This window comes from Ruegeria sp. CJ6 (genome assembly GCF_056536665.1).
In genome coordinates, this window is sequence record NZ_JBQFQB010000001.1 from 77,077 (window position 1) to 97,881 (window position 20,805).

Genomic DNA, 20,805 nt, shown 5'->3' on the forward strand with positions numbered 1-20,805 from the left:
ACCGGGTCGCGCAGCCCGAAAGGAAACCGGGACGTGCAACGCCTTGGACCGCCAACCTGCAAATCCGCCCGGACGATTGGGGCGGGCGGGGTCCTTTACTCATCTACCCGCTGCCTCGGTTTTATCAGGAGAGACATGCAATGAATCCGATTACTCAACCGCTTGAGTTTCAGGCAGCAGCCATCCGGATGGCCGGTTACGCAATGGCCAGTCAGATTGAGATCATGCAGATCATGACCCGCGCGGCGTTTGATCTGCCGATGACACCTCTGCACGGATTGAAGACAGCCGAGGCACCCGCACCGGTTGCCCGCAAAGCGGCGACCCCAGCAACGCGAAAGCCAGCAAGACCGGCTGCAAAAGCCAAGGTTGCAGCAAAGCCTAAAGCCGCGCCGAAACCCAAAGCAGCACCAAAGCCGAAGGCGGCGGCTAAGCCTGTGGCGGCACTAGCGCCGAAAACGGCGGCTCCTAAGGTTGCGACCGCTGCACCCAAGGCGGCCCCGGCCGCCAAAACGGCTGTGAAAGCAGCACCGGCGAAGGCCAACGTATCTGCGAAACCCACCTCGAAAGCGGCCAAGCCAGTATCAACGGCGGCCAAGCCGGTTGCGGAGTTCAAATCTTCAGCACAAGCCAAGGCGCAACCGGCAGCCGCAGCGCCGAAAGCATCAGCAAACACGGCAAAAGCGGCGCCCAAGGCACCTGCGGTAGCTAAGCCCGCCCCGGCAAAAGCTGCGCCTCAGGCCAAAGCGGCTCCGAAACCTGCCGCTGCAAAACCTGCGACGAAGAAACCCGCAGCTGCGTCGGCTGAGCAGGCCAAACCGGCACCGCGTCGTGCACGCGCCCCGTCGAAGCCACCCGCGATGCCGGGCGTTGAGATAAAATCCGACAGTTAACACGGATCATCTGCTTGACACCGTCGGGCTGGCGCGCCAACGCTGCCCGTCATGATGGATCTTCGCCCGGTCGGATATGTGATTGGCCTGCTGGTCGCCATTCTAGGGGCGACCATGCTGCTGCCCATGCTTGTCGACATGATCGAGGGGCGGGGCGAGTGGCATGTTTTCTTTGAAAGCGCGGTCATAACACTGCTGACCGGCAGTGTTCTTGCGATGAGTTGTTCCAACGGGGTGGGCGAAGGTCTGACCATCCGTCAGACCTTTTTGCTGACCTCGGGTGTCTGGGTGGCGTTGCCGGTTTTTGGCGCAATTCCGTTTCTGTTCGGCGAAACTGAACTGCGTTTCGTCGATGCCTATTTCGAGGCGATGTCGGGGCTGACCACCACAGGTTCAACCGTGATTTCGGGGCTAGACGAACTGCCACAGGGCTTGTTGCTCTGGCGGGGCGTTTTGCAATGGTTGGGGGGCATCGGAATCATTGTCGTGGCGATGGTGTTCCTACCCGAGCTGCGCGTTGGTGGGATGCAGATTTTCCGCTCGGAAGGGTTTGAAACCATGGGGAAAATTCTGCCCCGCGCGCAAGAGATCGCCGGGCAGATTTCCTTGATCTACGTATTTCTGACGGTGGTCTGCGCATTGGTCTATGCCGGTTTCGGCATGAGCTTTTTTGACGCCGTCGTACATGCCATGACCACAATCGCGACGGGCGGGTTTTCAAACTATGACAGTTCTTTCGCCCGGTTTTCGGGACCTCTGGAATATGCCGCTGCCATCTTCATGATCCTCGCGGCGCTGCCATTTGTGCGGTATGTGCAATTGGCCAATGGTCACACAAGCTCGTTGTGGAAAGACAGCCAGATTCGGGCGTTTCTGGCAACCATCGTGGTTCTGGTTGTGATTATGTCGATCTTCCTGACTTCGGTCTTTCCGCACCATTGGGAGCAGGCGTTCCGCGAGTCGCTGTTCAACATCACATCGATCATTTCGGGCACAGGGTACGCGAGTGTCGACTATATGGGCTGGGGCAGTTTTCCGGTCATGTTGTTCTTCCTGATCGGATTGATTGGCGGTTGCGCGGGGTCCACCGCGTGTTCGATCAAGGTGTTCCGCTATCAATTGCTGTTTGCGTCGATTAAAACCCAGCTCAGCCGAATTCGTTCGCCGCATGGTGTGTTCGTGCCGCGCTATGATGGACGACCGATCAGTCGCGACGTGCTGACCTCGGTCATGAGTTTCTTCATGTTCTTTGCACTATCGATGGGGGTTCTGTCGTGGGCGCTGGCCCTGACTGGGTTGGACTTTATCACCTCGGTATCGGGGGCCGCGACGGCACTGGCTAATGTTGGGCCGGGACTGGGGGAACAGATCGGGCCAGCAGGCAACTTTGCGGGGCTGAATGACGGTGCCAAGTGGCTGCTGACGATCGGGATGCTGGTCGGACGCCTTGAACTGCTAGCTGTCTACGCAATCTTTACCGTTCAATTCTGGAGAGGCTAATGAAACGACCCCTTGGGGCGCAGATCTCGCACATGCTTAAGGATCGTGGCGTTGACGTGATCTTTGGCATACCGGGCGTGCATAATCAGGAAATGTATCGCGGTATCGAAGAGGCCGGGATCACGCATGTTCTGGCCCGGCACGAGCAGGGGGCCGGTTTCATGGCCGATGGATATGCCCGCGCGTCTGGCAAGCCGGGGGTGGCCTATGTGATCACCGGACCGGGCCTGTGCAACATCATGACGCCGATGGGGCAGGCTTATTCGGATTCGGTGCCGATGCTGGTGTTGTCTTCTTGCCTCGAAGAGACACAAGCACTGCGTGGCCAATTGCATCAGATGAAGGATCAACGCGCTGCGGCCGAGACAGTTACAGACTGGTCCTGTCAGGCGAACGATGCCAAGGCTGCCTATGGTCTGATCGAGCGCGCCTTCGAAGAGTTTGAGCTGTCGCGCCCGCGACCGAAACACATTCAGGTACCCATCGCGAAATTGGAGGCCGAGGCAGCGCCTGCACCTTTTCCAAACCAAACTGCCTTGCGCAACCAGACTGTTCCACCGGATGTGGCACCGGTTCTGTCGCTGCTGAATATCGCGCAGCGGCCTTTGTTCATATTAGGCGGCGGGTGCCGGTCTAACCTTTGGCGACAGATCCTGACCCAGTTGGGGGCGGCGTGCTTCACGACGTATGCCGGTCGCGGGCTGGCCGGGTCCGATTATCCGCTGGATTTCGGATCGATGCTGCCACGACCGGGCAGCGCCAAAGTAATTGCCTCGGCTGATCTTGTCGTTGTTGTCGGTGCTGAACTGGGCGAGGTTGATCTGTGGCGCCATGATCTGGGCCACAACGCAACTATGGTGCGTGTTGATCTGGACCCGCAAGTGCTGTCAGACCACCATCGTGCAGCTGTCAAACTGCAGGCAGATGGTGAGAGTTTTGCGCATGCGCTCTGGGCAGTGTCCGATCAGGTAAAACCAGCCGCTGGTTGGTCTGCGGACGAGGTGCGCGAGGCGCGCGCGCGCTGGCGGGCCGAGGTAGATGCCGAGCGCCCGGGCATTGTCCCTGTGGTCGATGCACTCAGGGCGGCCATGCCCTTGGATACGATGATTTATTCGGACATGACCCAATTCGCGTATGTCGCGAAAGAAGTCTGGGACATGGGCTTTCCTTATCATTGGCACCACCCGACTGGATTTGGCACGCTGGGTTACGCCCTGCCAGCCGGGATCGGTGGTGCAGTAGCACGGCGGGGCAAACCCACAGCGGTCATCGCGGGTGACTATGGTTTTCACTACACAATGCAAGAGCTTGGGGTTGCTGTCGAACTCGGCCTGCCGCTACCCATCATTCTGTGGGACAATGGTAAACTCAAAGAGATTGAAGAGAGCATGGTGCGCGGACAGATCGCGCCCAATGCGGTGATCGCGCGAAACCCGGATTTCTGCAAACTGGCCGAGGCGTTCGGGGCGCTGTCAGCTGCACCGAAGACGCTGGATGAGATGCAGGCCGCAGTGCGCGCCGCCTTTCAGGCCGAGGTTCCCACATTGATACGGGTCACACCGGATATCCTGTAAACCTATGAAAAAAGGCGTGCACCTTCGTGCAGCGCCTTTTCCCTGAACCTGATTGTTCAGTCCCAGCAGTGCACCAGAACGGTCATTCCGTTGGCTCTGCGGCTCAGTTCGTTGGGTGAAATCTGGGCTGAGCCTTGCGCGGGCTGACCTGAGATGCCCGCCTTGGTTAGAACTTCGGTCAGACGTGCCACATTCGCCGCAAGGCTGACCGAGTCGGGCAGGGTACGCCCATCGGAAGGGGCAGGTAGCAACATGCCAACAACGCTGCCGCTATCGTCAAAAACAGGTCCTCCCGCGTCGCCGGGCTGGGCGGACAGTGCAAGGCGTTTGACGCCATCTTCTCCATTCAGGCCGCGGATATCAGCGATTTCGCCAAAGGTCAGAGTAGGGGCACCCAACGCGCCTTCGTAAGAAAAGCCCGAAACAGCCACCTGAGACTGAATACGCGGAACGCCCGCGCGGAACTCGGCGACACTGATCGGGGCTAGGGTCTTGCTAGGACGCAGCACAGCGACACCAAGGTCGGCATCCTGCCAAGCCAGCTGAACCTCTTGGTCACCGTCCAGCGTGATGCGGGTGCAGCTTTCAGCGGCCTCGGTGACCGTCAGAACCGTACCATCAGTGTCGGCGAAGAAGCCCGATCGCGATAGCCGCGGTTTGCGGATTTGCAGTCCTGACATCAAATCGATGCGCTGGTCAGCATCCGCTCCGGCACCGGCATCCAGTACGGCATCGGTCGTGGCAAAGCTTGCGCGCATCGCGGCCAAAACTCGAGCGCGGCGAGCCTCATCCCCGGCAGGCCAGACCAGCGTGAAACCTTTGATCTTGCCGTCTTTCAGAGCTGCTTGCGTGAACGAGGTCATACCATTTCCGCGCCCTTCAATCGTGAAGCTGTTGCCGCGCAGGCTGCGCTCACCGTCCAGAGGAACGATTTCAAGCGACTGCATCACTTGATAGAGCGCCCGCAGGGTTGCGGCAGAGCCTTCCTGCGAGATCAGCAGCGCCTTGGCGTCAAGATCAGAAGTGGGGTTGAAATGGGCAAAGGGTGCCTCGTAACGGTCAAAGCCCAAGACGCCCATTGGCATATCCAGTTCGATCCCGGCTTGCGGGTCGGAATAGCGTGCCATCCCGATGCTGATCAGTGGAGCGTTGTAGTCATCCATCAGGGTTTTGCGCTGCAGCGTGGTCAGAACGCCAGTCGCGTCGAACCCGTTGGAACGTTGCCAATCGCCCATCGAGCGGCGGGTGCCCTGACCAAAGGCTCCGTCAATTGTTGAATTGTAGAACCCGGCTGCCTGCAACGCGGTTTGCAGGTCTCTGCGCTCTTGCGCGGTCAAAAGGCGTTCGCCCTGCAGAGCCTGCGAACGGGTTTCATCTGCGTCCTGCAGGGTAAGACCGGCCAAGGGCTGCTCTGGTTGCGGCTCGGGCTGGATCGGGGCGGTGACAACGCCGCGGTTCAGGATGTTGGCACCGATGGGCCAGAACTGTTGCCCCAGCGCGCTGGAGTAGGCGATGAAACTGTCCGATGGGATCTGACGCTCGGCCCTGTAAACGCGCAGCACCTGTTCGGCGTCGTCGCGTAAATAGGGCCCGATAACAATGGCATACCAGCCGGAATTCAGCCGAAACCCGTTCACATCGGGCAGCGCGTTCGCATAGACCTGCGCCCGTTCCTGCGCCTCGCGCAGCGACGGCTGCGCCTCGATCTGAACAAAGACGCCCGCATCTTGCTGGGCAAAAGCGGCGCGCAGGCCGAAGAGGATAAAGAATGTAATAACCGTAAATACGCGTGTCATTGTCTGCCCGTGTTCTGCAGTGTTTTCACTTTGGCGCAGATTACGCGGAATCGCGGTCCGATTGCCATGCCCGGAATACGGGGAATTCTGTGTGTGGCCGCTCAGCGACAGAGTGGCCGTTTGGCCCGTTGACGCCCTTGGATGCCTTGCATAGGAAGGGCCGAACCCACCGGAACCGGGCGCTTGGGCGTCCAAGGGAATTGTCATGACCGAACCCAGAAGCGCACCACGTTCATTTCAAGAGATTATCCTAAGGCTTCAGACCTATTGGGCGTCGAAAGGCTGTGCGATCCTGCAACCCTATGACATGGAGGTCGGCGCAGGTACGTTCCATCCAGCAACCACGTTGCGGGCTTTGGGGTCCAAGGCTTGGGCAGCGGCCTACGTTCAGCCCTCGCGTCGCCCGACAGACGGACGTTATGGCGAAAACCCGAACCGGTTGCAGCATTACTATCAATACCAGGTGCTGATCAAACCCAGTCCGCCTGATTTGCAGGAACTGTATCTGGGCAGCCTTGAGGCCATCGGCATCGATATGGACCTGCACGACATCCGTTTTGTCGAGGATGACTGGGAAAGCCCCACTCTGGGTGCGTGGGGTCTGGGATGGGAGGTCTGGTGTGACGGCATGGAAGTCAGCCAGTTCACCTATTTCCAACAGGTCGGCGGCCATGACTGTGCGCCGGTTTCGGGTGAGCTGACCTATGGTTTGGAACGTCTGGCCATGTATGTGCTGGGCATCGACCATGTGATGGACATGCCCTTCAACGATCCTCAGTCGCCCAGCCCGCTGACCTATGGCGACATCTTCAAGCAGACCGAAGAGGAATACGCCCGCTGGAACTTCGATATTGCCAATACCGAGGTCCTGCTGCGTCATTTCGAAGAGGCTGAAACCGAATGCGCGACCATTCTGGCGCAGGAACATGACGACCCGAAGACGGGCAAGCGCATCATCATGGCGCATCCCGCATATGATCAGTGCATCAAGGCCAGCCACATCTTCAACTTGCTGGACGCCCGCGGGGTGATTTCGGTTACCGAAAGACAGGCCTATATCGGCCGCGTTCGCGCATTGGCCAAGCAATGCGCCGATGCGTTCGTGCAGACCGAGGCTGCCGGGTTCGAAGCTTGATGCAGCGCCTATGCCAGTCCGGGCAACAACGCCTTCAGGCCGTCTGCGATCATGCTGATAGCGATAGCCGCAAGGATCATGCCCATGAAGCGGCTCATTATCACGCGAGCATTATCCGACAGCCGCTAAGCCAACGCCGATGCGTTCCAGAACGTGATCAAAAGCAAGGCCACCACGAACAGAAATACACCTGCATAGACAACGGCTTCGACCGGGGTTTTGATGTGGTGCGCATAAAGGATCAGTGTTGTGATTGTTCCGGGGCCGACCAGAATGGGAAAAGCCAAGGGATAGAACGCAACGGTCTCGGGCGCGGGATAGGATTTCTTTTCTCCGTCGGTTCCGTGATGCGAGCTGCTCTCGTTCCCGTTCAGCATGTTCAGGCCGATCATCAGTACAACAAGGCCACCGGCGACGCGCAGGTCATCGACGCTGATGCCAAAGAGCCCAAGCGCTTGACTGCCGATCGCAGCGAAGGCGCCACCGAGGATCGTGCAATAAAGCGCAGTCTTCACAGCCACTTTGCGTTGATCCGAAACGGGCAGGTCTTGCGTAACACTCAGGAACACAGGCAAGTTGGTAATCGGATTCATGATTGCAAAAAGCGCGCCAAAGAATCCGAAGGCAAGAGTGGTTTCCATGCGAGTAGCCTCGTTTCTGACCGTACTGCTTGGGAACCTGTCTTATTTTCTATGAACTTGAAAGAGGTGGCGTAAACGATGACTGGAAAATTGGTTGCGCTAATCCTTCTGATTTCTGGCGTTCTGGCCGGTGCTGGCATGTATTACCTGCAGGTTTATGGGTTCTATTATGAGGTAGAACCGCGCCCGGGCCAGGATGTGGTCCTGCTGGCGCAAGGGGCGGAAGCGCCCGAAGCCATCGCCTATGCTGGGTTTAAGGCCATTGACGCCGACAGCTCTCCGATCCGGTATCGGGCCTGTTTCGAAACCGAGTTGAGGCCGGATCAAATGGTGGATTTTACCCCTGTCGAGAACCCCGAGCCATTGACCGCGCCAGGGTGGTTTGACTGCTACGACGCAGTTGCGCTGGCCAACGTATTGAAATCGGGTCAAGCACAGGCTTTCTTGGGCACCAAGAACATCCATTATGGTGTCGACCGGATCGTTGCCATTACACAGGATGGTAAAGGCTACGTCTGGCATGCGCTGAACAATTGCGGTGAAAAAGCCTATGACGGCACGGTTGTGGGCGAGGAGTGCCCACCCAGGCCCGAGGGCTGATGCAGATGGGGATGGTCGTTGAGATACCGGAGTTCCTGACAGCAACGCTGGGCTTTGCGGTCTATCTGCTGGGGGCAGAGATCAACGCCCGTGTCTCACAATTGCGCAGCTTCAACATCCCCGAGCCGGTAACCGGGGGCCTTATGGCCTCGCTCGTGGTATTGGCGCTGTATCTTGGTTTCGGCATTGAGCTATCCTTTGGCTTGACCGCACGAGACTTTCTATTGGTTCTGTTCTTTGCCGGGATTGGTCTAAATGCCCGTCTGTCCGATTTGATCGCGGGCGGCAAGCCTTTGCTTTTGCTTCTGATTTTGACACTTCTGACCATCGTTGCGCAAAACGTGATCGGCGCAGTGGGGGCCGCGATGTTCGGTTATCCGGCGCAAGCCGGGGTGCTGTTCGGGTCTGCTGCGCTGATCGGGGGGCACGGAACCGCGATCGCCTGGGCCCCCGAAGTTGCGGGCGCCACCGGTTTGAGTGGCGCAACCGAGTTGGGGGTGGCCGTGGCCACATTGGGTCTCGTGCTGGCCGCTTTGGTCGGGGGGCCGATTGCGCGGCTGCTGATCGAAGGGCGCAAGCTCAGCCCCGAACGACCCGGGGAAGAGCATACGGTGGGTTTGCCCAATGAGGTCGACCAGAAATCCGAGATTGATCATCTGACAATCATGCGGGTGCTGCTGTACCTCAACCTCGCGATCATTTCAGGCGCGATCCTGAGCGAAGCAATCAGCGCCGCAGGGCTGAAACTGCCGTTGTTTGTGCCCTGCCTTATCATGGGGATCGTGATTGCCAATCTCCGCGCCATGTTCGCGCCGAATGCCAAGCCGGTCTCACGCACGCCCTCGCTGGCGCTGATCTCGGAATTCGCGCTTGGTGCATTTCTGGCGATGTCGCTGATGAGCCTGCAACTGTGGACCATCGCCGAACTGGGCCTTGCGATTGCGGTGATCATGACCGCTCAGACCCTGTTTGCCGTGGTGTTCGTGATCTGGGTTCTGTTTCCGTTGATGGGATCGAATTACCGCGCCGCCGTTCTGGCCGCCGGGTTCGGGGGGTTCGCTCTGGGTGCTACCCCCACAGCTATCGCAAATATGACCGCCGTAACCAAGCGATATGGCCCGTCGCCTATTGCCTTTATCGTACTGCCCCTTGTATCCGCATTCTTTGTGGACATCGCCAATGCCATCGTCATTCAGACGATTGTCAATTTCTAAGGACCGAAAATGCCCGACCTGCTGATCGAACTGTTTTCCGAGGAAATCCCCGCGCGCATGCAGACCCGCGCCGGTGAAGACCTGAAAAAGCGGATCACCGATGGTCTGGTCGAAGGCGGTCTGACCTATGCCTCTGCCGCTGCACTGACGACGCCGCGTCGCCTGACGCTGGCGGTTGAAAGCCTGCTGGCGGAAAGCCCGACAATCCGCGAAGAACGCAAAGGCCCAAAGGTCGGCGCGCCTGACAAAGCCATCGAAGGCTTTCTACGCGGCGCGGGACTGACCCGAGACCAGTTGCAAGAGCGCGACACGCCCAAAGGCGCAGTGTATTTCGCCACCATTGAAAAGGCGGGTCGTCCAGCAGCTGAAATCATCGCCGAGGTCTTAGAAGCTACCATTCGAAACTTCCCCTGGCCCAAATCCATGCGCTGGGGGGCTGGATCGATGCGGTGGGTACGGCCTTTGCACTCGATCCTGTGCATCCTGACCGATGAAGCAGGTGCGCAGGTCGTGCCGCTTGCGATCGAAGGGATCACGTCCGGTGATACGACTGAGGGCCATCGTTTTATGGCCCCGAACCGGTTTACGGTGACCTCGTTCGAGGATTATGCCGCCAAGCTGAAACGCGCATTCGTGGTGCTGTCGCCCGAAGAGCGCGCCGAACATATCTGGAACGATGCCCAGAACATGGCCTTCGCCGCAGGTCTCGAAGTGGTCGACGACAAGGGTCTGCTGGCAGAAGTTGCCGGTCTGGTCGAATGGCCCGTTGTGCTGATGGGGCAGATCGACGAGGAGTTTCTTGAGCTGCCGCCCGAGGTACTGCAGACCTCGATGAAAGAGCATCAGAAGTTCTTTTCTGTGAAGAACCCCAAGACGGGGCGGATCGAGCGCTTCATTACCGTCGCCAATCGCGAGACCGCCGATAACGGCGCAACCATTCTGGCGGGGAACCAGAAGGTTTTATCGGCCCGTCTGGCCGATGCGAAATTCTTCTGGGAGAACGACCTGCGCGTTGCCAAGTCGGACATCGCCCAATGGACCCGCGCGTTGGAGAATGTGACTTTCCACAACAAGCTGGGCACTCAGGCGGAACGCATCGACCGCATTGCCGCGCTGGCCCGAGAACTGGCCCCGGCGGTCGGGGCGGATGCGGATCAGGCCGAGAAAGCCGCGCGTTTGGCCAAGGCTGATCTGAACTCCGAAATGGTCTATGAATTTCCTGAACTTCAAGGGCTTATGGGGCGGTATTATATCGAAGCGGCTGGCGAAGACGCTGCCGTCGCGGCTGTGGCGCAGGAGCATTACTCGCCGCTGGGACCGTCGGATGACGTGCCGACCGCACCGCTGTCGGTGACCGTAGCGCTGGCCGACAAGCTAGATACGCTGACAGGATTTTGGGCGATTGATGAGAAACCAACCGGGTCGAAGGACCCGTTTGCTCTGCGTCGCGCGGCGTTAGGGGTAATTCGACTAATCGTGAATAATGATCTGCGTCTTCGGTTGGACCGTTTTTTCGATAGTCAACTGGTTCGATCAGAACGCGCTATCAATGAGGCTTTGCCCGAAGCGAATGTCCGCGATCTCCTGGAAGAAATCGCAAAACATGGTGTCTTTGGTGCTTCATTCCAGACTGTCAAAGAAAAGCTTGAAGGATCGCCCGCAGCAGCATTTCTTGAGCTTGAGAAAAAGGTTCCTGACGCGTCTGACGATCTTCTTTCTTTCTTCCACGACCGCCTCAAAGTCTTCCTCCGAGACGAAGGCATCCGCCATGATGTCATCGACGCTTGTATCGCGATGGAGGGGAATGACGACCTCAACCTGCTGGTCAAACGCGCCCGCGCTCTGAATGCGGTGATTGCGACCGAGGATGGAGAGAACCTCGTGCAGGGGTTCAAGCGTGCGAACAACATCCTGTCTCAGGCGGAAGAGAAGGATGGAGTCGAATACTCTTACGGCGCGGATGTGAAGTTTGCTGAAACTGACAGCGAAAAGGCACTGTTTGCAGCGCTTGACGCGGCAGAGGCCAAGATCGATCCCGCGCTGAAGGCCGAGGATTTCCCGACAGCGATGGCGGCAATGGCCGAACTGCGCGGGCCGGTGGATGCGTTCTTTGAGGACGTGCAGGTCAATACCGATAATGACATTCTGCGCCGCAACCGTCTGAACCTGCTGAGCCAGATCCGTAAGGTCTGCTCTAGCGTTGCTGATCTGACGCGTATCGAGGGATAACGCCCTTGCGCCAAGGGCGCAGGGGCTTATGCTGCGGTGAAACCAAAAGGTGCCGCAGTGCAGAATAATCCGCATACCACGCTTATCACTTCAAAAGCGCCCGTTGCCGCCAATACCCATGGTGGCCGGGCGAAATGCCTGCAACGACTGGTCCGGCTGGACATGCCGGTGCCGCGGACCGTGGCCCTTTCTTTTGACGCGGTGCAGCGAATTGCCAAGGGTGACATTCCGGACATCGCGGCCATTCTGGAACAGTTCGACGCCGAGTCATTGCTATGTGTGCGGCCCAGTTCGGAAGACCCTGACTGGGGCGGACCGGGGGCGGTACTGAATATCGGCATGAATGATGCCCGCTATCTGGATCGGTCTGCGGAAATGGGGGCAGATGCAGCGGCGGCGCTTTATCTGCGGTTTGTGCAGAGCTATGCGCTCCATATTGCGCGTCTGGACCCAGATGTATTCGATACCATCGATGCGGATGGGCGCGAAGGGCTGAGCTTGTCCCTGCGGGCGTACGAAGACGAGACGGACGAGGCCTTCCCGCAGGATCGTGGAGAGCAGCTGATCGGTGTTTTGCGCTCGATGGCACGTGCCTGGGACGGCACCTCGGCTCGCCTGCTGAGGCAGGCCAAGGGTGCACCTGCGGATGCCGGTTTGGGTCTGGTGATTCAAGAGATGATCCCGGGCGTCGGGCAGGGCGAATGTGGTTCGGGCGTATTGCAACTGATCGATCCAGCGACGGGTATGCCCCAGATCACGGGTCGCTATCTGAGCCAGAGCCAGGGGCGCGATGCGCTGGGAGAAGGTGTCGCCGCGCTGTATCTGGAAAAGGATGAACGCGGTCAATCGCTGGAAGATGTGGCGCCCGAGGCTTTTGCCGATCTCAAGGCCCACGCAGCGTTAATGCGCGAAAAGCTGCGCGAAGAGATGCAGGTTGAGTTCGTGGTGCAGAACGGCAAGGTGCATATTCTGGACGGCGTGCGGGTTCCGCGTGGTTCACGGGCCGGGATGCGGATCGCGGTGCGCTTGGCCGAAGACGGGATCATTCCGCCGCAAGAGGCTGTGATGCGGATCGACCCGCATTCGCTGAACGAACTTCTGCACCGGCAGGTCCATCCTGAGGCCGAGCGTGATGTGCTGACCACAGCCATCGCGGCCAGCCCCGGTGCAGCGACCGGTCGAATTGTCTTTACGGCTGCCGAAGCGCAGGCCAGCGCCGCGCGGGGGGAGCCCTGTATTCTTGTGCGCCGTGAAACCTCGCCCGAAGATGTGCGCGGAATGCATGCCGCAGTAGCTGTTTTGACCGAAAAGGGCGGGATCACCAGCCATGCGGCGGTGATTGGCCGTGGTCTGGGTTTGCCGTGTATCGTCGGCGCGTCCGAGATGCGATTCCAGACCAAGAAAAAGCTGCTAAGCGCACCAGATGGGCGTGTGTTCAAGACAGGCGATATTCTGACCATCGATGGGACTTCGGGTCAGGTTCTGGCCGGACAACCCGAGATGCTTGAAGCGGCGCTGGATGATTGCTTTCAGACCCTGATGAGCTGGGCCGATGCCGAGAGGGACATCGCTATCCGCGCCAACGCCGATACACCCGCTGACGCGCAAACTGCGCGAAACTTCAAAGCAGAAGGGATCGGGTTGTGCCGAACGGAACACATGTTCTTCGATCCTGGCCGCCTGACCGTTATGCGCGAAATGATCTTTGCGCAGACCCCGTCTGGACGTGCCGCTGTGCTGGAACGGTTGCTGCCGATGCAACGGCAGGATTTTGTGCAGTTGTTCCGGATTATGGAGGGGCAGCCGGTCTGCATCCGCCTGTTCGATCCGCCCTTGCACGAGTTTCTGCCCACTACGCGCACTGGTCAGCGCGAGCTGGCTGAGGCGCTGGATTTGCCGATCTCTGATGTCGAACGTCGGGTCGAGGCGATGAGCGAGTACAATCCGATGCTGGGATTGCGCGGGGTTCGTCTGGGTGTCACCGTTCCGGAAATCTACGACATGCAGGCGCGCGCGATCTTCGAGGCGACGGTTGAGGCCAGCAAAGAAGGTGCCCCTGTCGTGCCCGAGGTCATGATCCCGCTGGTCTCGGCCAAGCGCGAGGTTGAACTGGTCAAAACACGCATCGATACTGTAGCGGCAGAGGTTGCCTCGGAGCAGGGGCAGGAGTTCGACTATCGATTGGGAGTGATGGTGGAAACGCCTCGGGCCTGTCTGCGCGCGAATGAGATTGCGCCGCATTCCGCTTTCCTAAGCTTTGGAACAAACGACCTGACCCAGATGACCTACGGATTGTCGCGCGATGACGCGGGGCGGTTCATGTCGGCATATGTCCGCCAAGGCGTGTTTGGCGAAGATCCATTTCACGTTCTGGATGCAGATGGGGTAGGTGAATTGCTGAAGCTGGGGGCCGAGCGCGGGCGCCAAGCCCAACCAGACGTTACGCTTTCTGTCTGTGGCGAACATGGTGGTAACCCCGAATCAATCGCTATCTGCCGGTCACTTGGATTCGACTATGTGTCCTGTTCTCCTTTCCGGGTTCCTGTCGCTCGGCTGTCTGCCGCTCAACTGGCGATTTCGTCCAAACTTGGGGGTTGACTAACTGTCTCCTACCTAGAAATAGTGGCGTAAGAAACGTTCCGCTGTCGATAATAATTGGCGGCGTGAGCGGTTTTTCTCTTGCATTTTTTTCAGAACTGGACGTCTCGCTTCGTCTGGGGTATTAGCCTCGTCGCGCCCGCCGGGGGAGGGTATGGCGCGTTTGTGCCTGTGCGAGGTTATCTGATGAGACGCTACATAGTGGCTGTTGCCGTGGGGGCCGCAGCCTTGCTACCGAGTTTGTCCTTTGCCGATAGGCAAGGCGATACAAAATCTGTTGAGTTGGTCACACGTAACGAGTTGCCAGCACAAAGCTTCCGCGATTACCTGAAACTGTTTAAGCCGCGTAAGGCGCCGGAAAAAGTCGAAATCTCCTACACCAAAGCCTGGCTGGACCAGCAGCCAAAGGCGACCGGAGATGAAAATTTCCGTTGTCTTGCCGAAGCGCTGTATTTCGAGGCCCGCGGTGAAAGCGTGCGTGGCCAGTTTGCTGTGGCCGAAGTTATCCTGAACCGTGTTGAAAGCGGTCGCTTTCCGGATTCACTGTGCGGTGTGATAAAGCAAGGAACGGGCAAGAAATATCAGTGCCAGTTCACCTACACCTGTGACGGGCAGAAAGAGATTATCAACGAAAAACGCGCTTATGATCGCGTTTCGAAAGTCGCCCGTGCCGCAATCGATGGTGTAGCTGAAGAGATGACCGCAGGTGCCACGCACTACCACACCAAGGCAGTGCGCCCGTCCTGGTCCCGCGTCTATAAAGAAACGGCGCGTATTGGCGTGCATATCTTCTACAAGCACAATTATCGCACGGCCAGCAACTGATTGACGCACCAGCGCTGGAAGGGTGCTGGCAACAGGCGTTTTACCAACTATGTTGCGAGCCAGGAGGCTCGCAATGACCATATCACGCCGACAGTTTCTGCAATCGACCCTGGCCTTGTCGATGATACCACGCGTGGCGATGGCATCTGCCACCGAACTGGTGGCACAGACTTCCCTCCAGCAGATCGCGCCCCAGGGATATCCGGAAACTCCGGTCTGGAGTTATGGCGGCGGTGTTCCGGGCGCGGAAATCCGTGTTCCGCAGGGGGCTCGGGTACGCCGCAAGCTTGTAAACATGCTGCCGCAACCAACGACCGTTCACTGGCATGGCATCCGGATCGACAATGCGATGGATGGAGTGCCCGGCCTGACGCAGGAAGTTGTGCAGCCAGATTCCAACTTTGAATATGATTTCGTGGTGCCGGATGCGGGAACTTATTGGTATCATGCGCACAACCAATCGATGGAGCAGGTCGCGCGTGGGCTTTATGGCCCTTTGATCGTCGAAGAAGCCAGCGGACCCGATGTTGATCAGGACCTGACCTTAATGCTGGACGATTGGCGCCTTGACACCGAGAGCGCAAAGATATCCAGCGATTTCGATAATGCTCATGATCTGAGCCATGCGGGTCGGCTGGGCAACATTGTAACGGTGAACGGAGAGTTTGACCCTACTTATCCAGTGCAGGCGTCTGAACGATTGCGATTGCGGGTGATCAATGCCGCGAATGCCCGGGTATTCGACGTAGCGCTCGACGGGCTTGCTGGCTGGATTGTTGCGCTTGACGGTATGCCGCTTGAGGTTCCATTGCGAATTGAGAGCAGTTTTCCTTTGGCGCCTGCGCAGCGGGTTGACTTGATCGTTGATGTTTCAGCGGAATCCGGCCAGACGGCAAGTATTGTGAGTGTAGAACGGGATGGCGCTTACGGACTCGTCAAATTTGATGTGTTCGGAGTAGCATCGCGTATTGCTGATGCAAAAGTTAGACCGTTGCCAGCAAACCGAATGCCCGAAATTGAACTGCAGAATACACCTCTGCATCGTATGACGATGCAGGGGGGTGCAATGCGCTGGCTGGAGAGCGCCAAATTGGGCGATTCCGAGCTGTCGGGGCGCGAGTTGGCTCAGCTTGGACGATTCTGGGCTTTGAACGGATATGCAGAGCGGCCAGATGATCCGTTTCTGGATGCGCGATTGGGATCAGTTCATCGGATTGAATTCGCAAATGAAACGGCGTTTCCACATGCGATGCATCTGCATGGACACCATTTTCGCATTATCCTGCAGGACGGTACACTGGGGCCGTGGCGCGACACTGTTCTAGTCGAACGAGGGCAGGTGCGGCAAGTAGCGTTGCTAGCTGACAATCCGGGCAACTGGCTGTTACATTGTCACATGCTAGGCCATGCGGCATCGGGTATGATGAGCTGGTTCCGGGTCACGTAACGCCGCATTCCGTAGCTGGAAAGGCGTTTGCTGCGATGCTATACGCCCGCGAAACGCCTAAAGTGGGCTGATCATCAGTCCACCGAGCCCGAAAAGGTCCGCCGCATGAGCTCTGAAATCCGTCTTGCCTTTGCGCACCCGTCCGAACGGTCCGAGGCTACCGCCGCGCGCGGTGCGCTGGACCGCATTTCGCTGCGCGATCACATCGTTGAGGTCGAGATCGGGGCGTTTCAGGCCGAACGCGGTACCACGCAACGGATCTGCTTTAACATCGTGGTCGAGGTGCGCCCGCTGACAGACCCCATCGATGATGACGTGGATCGTATTCTGTCTTACGACCGTGTAACCGAAGCGATTGCGTTCGAGTTGGCTGCTGAACGGCTAAATTTGCTCGAGACACTGGCAGATCGCGTGGCGGAGCGCATTCTGCTTGAACCTCAGGCTGTAAGAGCTTTTGTCCGCATTGAAAAACTGGATCGTGGACCCGGCGCGCTTGGTGTCGAGATCGTGCGCGGCAAGGATGCGGTACATCATGATGTGGCCGAAGAAGAGCGGCCACATCCACGGTTGGTCTTTCTGTCGAATGCAGCGATTTCATCAGGTAATCTAACCGGCTGGATCGACCAGCTTGAGAATCGCCAGCGCCCGCTGATCCTGTGTGTTGGGGCGTCTGATCTGGATGTGCCGCAGACGGGTCACGCAATGACCCAGCGCCGGATAGATCTGTTGGCAATTGAACAGAACGCCTGGGTTCTGGCTGCGCGCGATCACCGTTGCGTGGTCGTTTCAACCCGGACCGAGCTGGATTGGGCGATGAAAAACGGCCAGATCTGTGTTTGGGCACCCTCCAAAATTGTTCTGGATGCGGTCGATGGCCCCTCAGCCGCGCCGTCTGACGCGGTGGCGCTGGCTGCTTGGTTCGCTGCAACCTTTGAAGCCAGCGAGATGCTGGTTATTGGCGGAGACCTGCCCGAAGCCCCCAAAACGCCATTGCGCGCAGTTCCGGTGGAGCAGGCGCAACTGTGACCGTCTATTACCGCCCATTGGTCCAGCATGGGAGCACGCGCGTCGACGGGGCGGTGCCACTGGCAGGGCAGGTGCTGCGGTTCTCACTGGCCGAGCGGATTGAGCGCGGGCAAAGCACCCAGATCGTCGATGCCGTTGAAATCCCAAAGGAACAGCTGGATCGTCTGACCTGCGTGCGTCCAGCGATTGCCGGACTTGATATGGCACGAACGCAGATCATGGGCATTCTGAATGCCACGCCGGATAGCTTCTCGGATGGGGGGCTGCATAACTCGGTCGAGGCCGCTCGGACCGCTGCCGCCGACATGGTAGCGCATGGTGCAAGTATTCTGGACATTGGCGGCGAATCCACGCGCCCGGGCGCTGATTTTGTGCCTGAAGACGAAGAGATTGCCCGCACACGCCCTTTGATTGAGGCAATTCGGGGCGAGACGGATGTGTTGATCTCGATCGATACTCGCAAGGCCGGTGTTGCCAAGGCAGCGCATCAGGCGGGTGCGGGACTGATCAACGATGTGTCAGGATTTACCTTCGATCCTAAACTTGCACCATTTTGCGCGCAGATTGAGGCTCCGGTTTGTGTGATGCATATGCAGGGTGATCCGACCACGATGCAGGATGACCCGCACTATGACAATGTTCTGCTGGATGTTTACGATTTCCTTGAGGGGCAAATCGCGCATCTTGAAGGACTGGGGCTCAGCCGCGATTTGATTGTCATCGATCCGGGCATCGGGTTTGGCAAGAATCTGGACCACAACCTGACCCTTCTACGCAATCTCAGCCTGTTTCACGGGCTGGGCTGTCCAATCCTTTTGGGCGTTTCGCGCAAGGGATTTATTGGTCAGATCGGCAAAGAGCCGCGCAAGGATGCCCGCGCGCCGGGGTCAATCGCGGTTGCTCTGGCGGGAATATCACAGGGCGTGCAGATTGTACGGGTACATGACGTGGCCGAGACGGCTCAGGCCTTGCGTCTATGGGCCGCCGTCCGGTAATCCGGGCAAAAGGAATTTTCAGGAGACCGACTTATGCGCAAGCTGTTTGGAACCGACGGGGTGCGGGGCACCGCCAACACGCACCCTATGACGGCGGAAATGGCTTTGCGGATTGGCGCGGCTGTGGGGCGGTATTTCCGCCGCGATGCCTCAGGCGTACATCGCGTTGTCATTGGCAAGGATACGCGGCTGTCGGGCTATATGCTGGAAAATGCGCTGACGGCAGGTTTGACCTCGACCGGTATGAACGTGCTTCTGCTGGGGCCGGTGCCGACTCCTGCGGTAGGGTTGATGACGCGCTCGATGCGCGCGGATCTGGGCGTGATGATCTCGGCCAGTCACAATCCGGCGATCGACAATGGAATTAAATTCTTTGGGCCGGACGGGTTCAAGCTGTCCGATCAGGCCGAGATTGAGATCGAGCGGTTGATCGAAGAAGGTGTAAGCCCCGCACAGGCGCAGAATATTGGTCGTGCGCGTCGGGTTGACGATGCACGGTTCCGTTATGGCGAGCGTGTGAAATCATCGCTGCCGCGCAATCTGCGCTTGGATGGGCTGAAGGTCGTGATCGACTGCGCCAACGGTGCCGCGCACCGTACTGCGCCGGAAGTTCTTTGGGAGTTGGGAGCAGATGTGATCCCGGTCGGCATCGCGCCGAACGGCAAGAACATCAACCTCGGATGTGGCTCAACCCAGCCTCGTGTTGCGGCCGAAACCGTGGTTTCACATGGCGCCGATGTAGGTATCTGTCTGGATGGGGATGCCGACCGCGTCGTTGTGATCGACGAAACCGGCGCTGTTGCTGATGGGGATCAGTTGATGGCCCTGTTGGCGACCGCCTGGTCCCGCGCGGATCAGCTGAAAGGCGGCGCCTTGGTCGCCACTGTGATGTCGAACCTCGGGTTGGAGCGGCACCTGGCCGGGCAGGGGCTGCGTCTGGAGCGGACCGCCGTTGGCGACCGCTATGTGGTTGAACGGATGCGCGAGGGTGGTTTCAATCTTGGTGGCGAACAGTCAGGTCACATCGTGATGAGCGATTATGCCACAACCGGCGACGGTCTGATGGCGGGGCTGCATTTTCTGGCAGAGATGGTGCAATCCGGCAAGAAAGCCTCGGACCTATCGCGCCAGTTTGAGACGGTGCCGCAATTGCTGAAGAATGTGCGCTTTAGCGCGGGGCAGGCCCCGCTGGAAGCGGCCAGCGTCAAAAGCGCGATTTCCGAGGCCGAGGCGCGTCTGAATGGGCAGGGGCGTTTGCTGATCCGCAAATCGGGCACGGAACCTCTGATCCGGGTGATGGCGGAATGCGAGGATGCCGCACTGCTGACCCAAGTGGTCGATGGGATCGTATCCGAGGTTGAGGCGGCGACAGGTTAACGCCCCAGCAGCATTTTCTGCAGAGTGAACCACTGGCTGATTGCCAGCCCGGTTAGGATCATGGCAAGCGCGATATAGAACCGCAGCGGCAGGGCTTCGGATAGAATCCAGGCCCCGAACACCATCGACCAAACGGGCACCTGATAGTTCACCAGCGTCAGAAAGACCGACCCGGCGCTGCGGGTGATGGATACTCGCAGCAGGGTGGCGAAGGCCGTGGGGACAAGGCCCAGAACGATCAGGGCCAGACTGGGGTGCGTTCCCTGCCACGAGGGCAGCCCCTCGGTTAGCAGCATGATAGGTATCAATAGTACTGCGCCAACCAGCAGCGTCAGGGCTGCCAGAGCCATCGGTTCAATCGGCGGGCAGCGGCGGGTCAGGATCGACGAGCTGGCGTAGCACAAGGCTGCCGTGACGCAGGCCATTTGCGCCAGTGGCTGCGTACCCTTACCCAATTGCGCCAGACCGGGCCCGATCAACACAAGCGCGCCAGAGAAGCCAAGGCAAACGCCGACCAGACGCCGTAGGTTCATAGGCTCATCCGAAAAGAAATGTGCCAGCGGCAGAACCATCAGCGGAATCGCCGCCATGGACAGACCCGCAAAGGCCGAAGGGACAAATTGTTGCCCCCAGCTTAACAGCATGAAGGGAACCGCCGTCGACAGAATGCCGATGAAGAAAATCGAACTCAAAAGGGCTGGTGTCAAACTCGGAATACGCCGTCCGGTGAGGCGCATCAGCACCAGCAGCATAACGGCACCCAATGTGGTGCGCGACGTCGCCACGGTGACCGGTCCATAGCCTTCCAGCGCCATGGCAACCACCATGAACGTCCCGCCCCAGATGAGGCCCAGCGTGAAAACACCGCTCCAATCCTGTTTTGTCGGTTGTTGAACCATTCCATCCACTTATCCCGCGAATCTGACGGTGTCACGCGCTGATATTGACATTAGGT

General features: G+C 58.7%; 16 protein-coding genes. 13 read left to right on the forward strand and 3 right to left on the reverse strand.

The window, feature by feature from the left end; genetic code table 11:
* The first annotated feature begins 140 nt into the window (after nt 1–140).
* Genes ACR0BT_RS00435 through ACR0BT_RS00445 form a run of 3 tightly spaced genes read left to right on the forward strand, consistent with a single transcriptional unit; the run spans nt 141 to nt 3,967 of the window.
* Complete coding sequence (locus ACR0BT_RS00435; RefSeq protein WP_480762282.1) at nt 141–893, forward strand: hypothetical protein; 753 nt, start codon at nt 141–143, stop codon at nt 891–893.
* Nucleotides 894–944: 51 nt separating this feature from the next.
* On the forward strand, nt 945–2,393 hold the full coding sequence (locus ACR0BT_RS00440) for a TrkH family potassium uptake protein (protein ID WP_170393516.1): 1,449 nt from the start codon (nt 945–947) through the stop codon (nt 2,391–2,393).
* The gene (locus tag ACR0BT_RS00445) at nt 2,393–3,967 is read left to right on the forward strand and encodes a thiamine pyrophosphate-binding protein (protein WP_480762283.1); all 1,575 of its coding nucleotides are present in this window, start codon (nt 2,393–2,395) and stop codon (nt 3,965–3,967) included. The genes ACR0BT_RS00440 and ACR0BT_RS00445 overlap by 1 nt, the downstream gene beginning before the upstream one ends.
* Nucleotides 3,968–4,023: 56 nt before the next feature.
* Here the strand turns inward: ACR0BT_RS00445 and ACR0BT_RS00450 are convergent, their stop codons facing one another.
* Nucleotides 4,024–5,763 (reverse strand): serine protease, encoded by a 1,740-nt coding sequence (locus ACR0BT_RS00450; RefSeq protein WP_480762284.1) that lies wholly within the window; start codon nt 5,761–5,763, stop codon nt 4,024–4,026.
* Between the two features lie 205 nt (nt 5,764–5,968).
* Here ACR0BT_RS00450 and ACR0BT_RS00455 point away from each other — a divergent pair, with 205 nt between their 5' ends.
* Nucleotides 5,969–6,898, forward strand: a complete 930-nt coding sequence (locus ACR0BT_RS00455) for a glycine--tRNA ligase subunit alpha (protein WP_170689645.1) — start codon at nt 5,969–5,971, stop codon at nt 6,896–6,898.
* 125 nt (nt 6,899–7,023) lie between these two features.
* Here the strand turns inward: ACR0BT_RS00455 and ACR0BT_RS00460 are convergent, their stop codons facing one another.
* Nucleotides 7,024–7,539, reverse strand: coding sequence for a MarC family protein (locus tag ACR0BT_RS00460; protein WP_480762286.1), 516 nt, complete (start codon nt 7,537–7,539; stop codon nt 7,024–7,026).
* Between the two features lie 78 nt (nt 7,540–7,617).
* On the opposite strand from ACR0BT_RS00460, the gene ACR0BT_RS00465 reads away from it, so the two are divergent.
* The 9 genes from ACR0BT_RS00465 to glmM all read left to right on the forward strand — a co-directional run bounded on the left by ACR0BT_RS00465 (nt 7,618) and on the right by glmM (nt 19,850).
* Complete coding sequence (locus ACR0BT_RS00465) at nt 7,618–8,139, forward strand: DUF6446 family protein (RefSeq protein ID WP_170421080.1); 522 nt, start codon at nt 7,618–7,620, stop codon at nt 8,137–8,139.
* Between the two features lie 5 nt (nt 8,140–8,144).
* Nucleotides 8,145–9,353, forward strand: a complete 1,209-nt coding sequence (gene gltS, locus ACR0BT_RS00470; protein WP_480762682.1) for a sodium/glutamate symporter — start codon at nt 8,145–8,147, stop codon at nt 9,351–9,353.
* Nucleotides 9,354–9,362: 9 nt separating this feature from the next.
* Complete coding sequence (gene glyS, locus ACR0BT_RS00475; RefSeq protein WP_480762287.1) at nt 9,363–11,582, forward strand: glycine--tRNA ligase subunit beta; 2,220 nt, start codon at nt 9,363–9,365, stop codon at nt 11,580–11,582.
* Between the two features lie 36 nt (nt 11,583–11,618).
* Entirely contained in the window at nt 11,619–14,180 is a 2,562-nt protein-coding gene (locus tag ACR0BT_RS00480; RefSeq protein ID WP_480704496.1) for a putative PEP-binding protein, read from the forward strand.
* A 186-nt stretch (nt 14,181–14,366) separates the two neighbouring features.
* Nucleotides 14,367–15,005: a cell wall hydrolase gene (locus tag ACR0BT_RS00485; protein WP_170393504.1), complete on the forward strand. Its 639-nt coding sequence runs from the start codon at nt 14,367–14,369 to the stop codon at nt 15,003–15,005.
* A 73-nt stretch (nt 15,006–15,078) separates the two neighbouring features.
* Nucleotides 15,079–16,452, forward strand: coding sequence for a multicopper oxidase family protein (locus ACR0BT_RS00490; RefSeq protein ID WP_480762289.1), 1,374 nt, complete (start codon nt 15,079–15,081; stop codon nt 16,450–16,452).
* Nucleotides 16,453–16,557: 105 nt separating this feature from the next.
* Nucleotides 16,558–17,478, forward strand: coding sequence for a dihydroneopterin aldolase (locus tag ACR0BT_RS00495; protein WP_170801230.1), 921 nt, complete (start codon nt 16,558–16,560; stop codon nt 17,476–17,478).
* Nucleotides 17,475–18,473, forward strand: coding sequence for a dihydropteroate synthase (gene folP / locus ACR0BT_RS00500; protein WP_480762291.1), 999 nt, complete (start codon nt 17,475–17,477; stop codon nt 18,471–18,473). The genes ACR0BT_RS00495 and folP overlap by 4 nt, the downstream gene beginning before the upstream one ends.
* Before the next feature lie 33 nt (nt 18,474–18,506).
* Nucleotides 18,507–19,850, forward strand: coding sequence for a phosphoglucosamine mutase (gene glmM, locus ACR0BT_RS00505; protein WP_170393497.1), 1,344 nt, complete (start codon nt 18,507–18,509; stop codon nt 19,848–19,850).
* Here glmM and ACR0BT_RS00510 read toward each other — a convergent pair.
* Nucleotides 19,847–20,749, reverse strand: a complete 903-nt coding sequence (locus tag ACR0BT_RS00510) for a DMT family transporter (protein WP_480762292.1) — start codon at nt 20,747–20,749, stop codon at nt 19,847–19,849. The genes glmM and ACR0BT_RS00510 overlap by 4 nt on opposite strands.
* Between the last annotated feature and the right edge of the window lie 56 nt (nt 20,750–20,805).

Excerpts from the sequence above, each read along its gene's own strand:
- ACR0BT_RS00455 (WP_170689645.1), top strand. The coding sequence starts at position 5,969 with ATGACCGAACCCAGAAGCGCACCACGTTCATTTCAAGAGATTATCCTA.
- ACR0BT_RS00485 (WP_170393504.1), top strand. The coding sequence starts at position 14,367 with ATGAGACGCTACATAGTGGCTGTTGCCGTGGGGGCCGCAGCCTTGCTA.
- ACR0BT_RS00490 (WP_480762289.1), top strand. The coding sequence starts at position 15,079 with ATGACCATATCACGCCGACAGTTTCTGCAATCGACCCTGGCCTTGTCG.
- gltS (WP_480762682.1), top strand. The coding sequence starts at position 8,145 with ATGGGGATGGTCGTTGAGATACCGGAGTTCCTGACAGCAACGCTGGGC.
- ACR0BT_RS00445 (WP_480762283.1), top strand. The coding sequence starts at position 2,393 with ATGAAACGACCCCTTGGGGCGCAGATCTCGCACATGCTTAAGGATCGT.
- ACR0BT_RS00440 (WP_170393516.1), top strand. The coding sequence starts at position 945 with ATGATGGATCTTCGCCCGGTCGGATATGTGATTGGCCTGCTGGTCGCC.
- ACR0BT_RS00510 (WP_480762292.1), bottom strand. The coding sequence starts at position 20,749 with ATGGTTCAACAACCGACAAAACAGGATTGGAGCGGTGTTTTCACGCTG.
- glmM (WP_170393497.1), top strand. The coding sequence starts at position 18,507 with ATGCGCAAGCTGTTTGGAACCGACGGGGTGCGGGGCACCGCCAACACG.
- ACR0BT_RS00460 (WP_480762286.1), bottom strand. The coding sequence starts at position 7,539 with ATGGAAACCACTCTTGCCTTCGGATTCTTTGGCGCGCTTTTTGCAATC.
- ACR0BT_RS00495 (WP_170801230.1), top strand. The coding sequence starts at position 16,558 with ATGAGCTCTGAAATCCGTCTTGCCTTTGCGCACCCGTCCGAACGGTCC.
- ACR0BT_RS00465 (WP_170421080.1), top strand. The coding sequence starts at position 7,618 with ATGACTGGAAAATTGGTTGCGCTAATCCTTCTGATTTCTGGCGTTCTG.
- ACR0BT_RS00435 (WP_480762282.1), top strand. The coding sequence starts at position 141 with ATGAATCCGATTACTCAACCGCTTGAGTTTCAGGCAGCAGCCATCCGG.
- ACR0BT_RS00450 (WP_480762284.1), bottom strand. The coding sequence starts at position 5,763 with ATGACACGCGTATTTACGGTTATTACATTCTTTATCCTCTTCGGCCTG.
- glyS (WP_480762287.1), top strand. The coding sequence starts at position 9,363 with ATGCCCGACCTGCTGATCGAACTGTTTTCCGAGGAAATCCCCGCGCGC.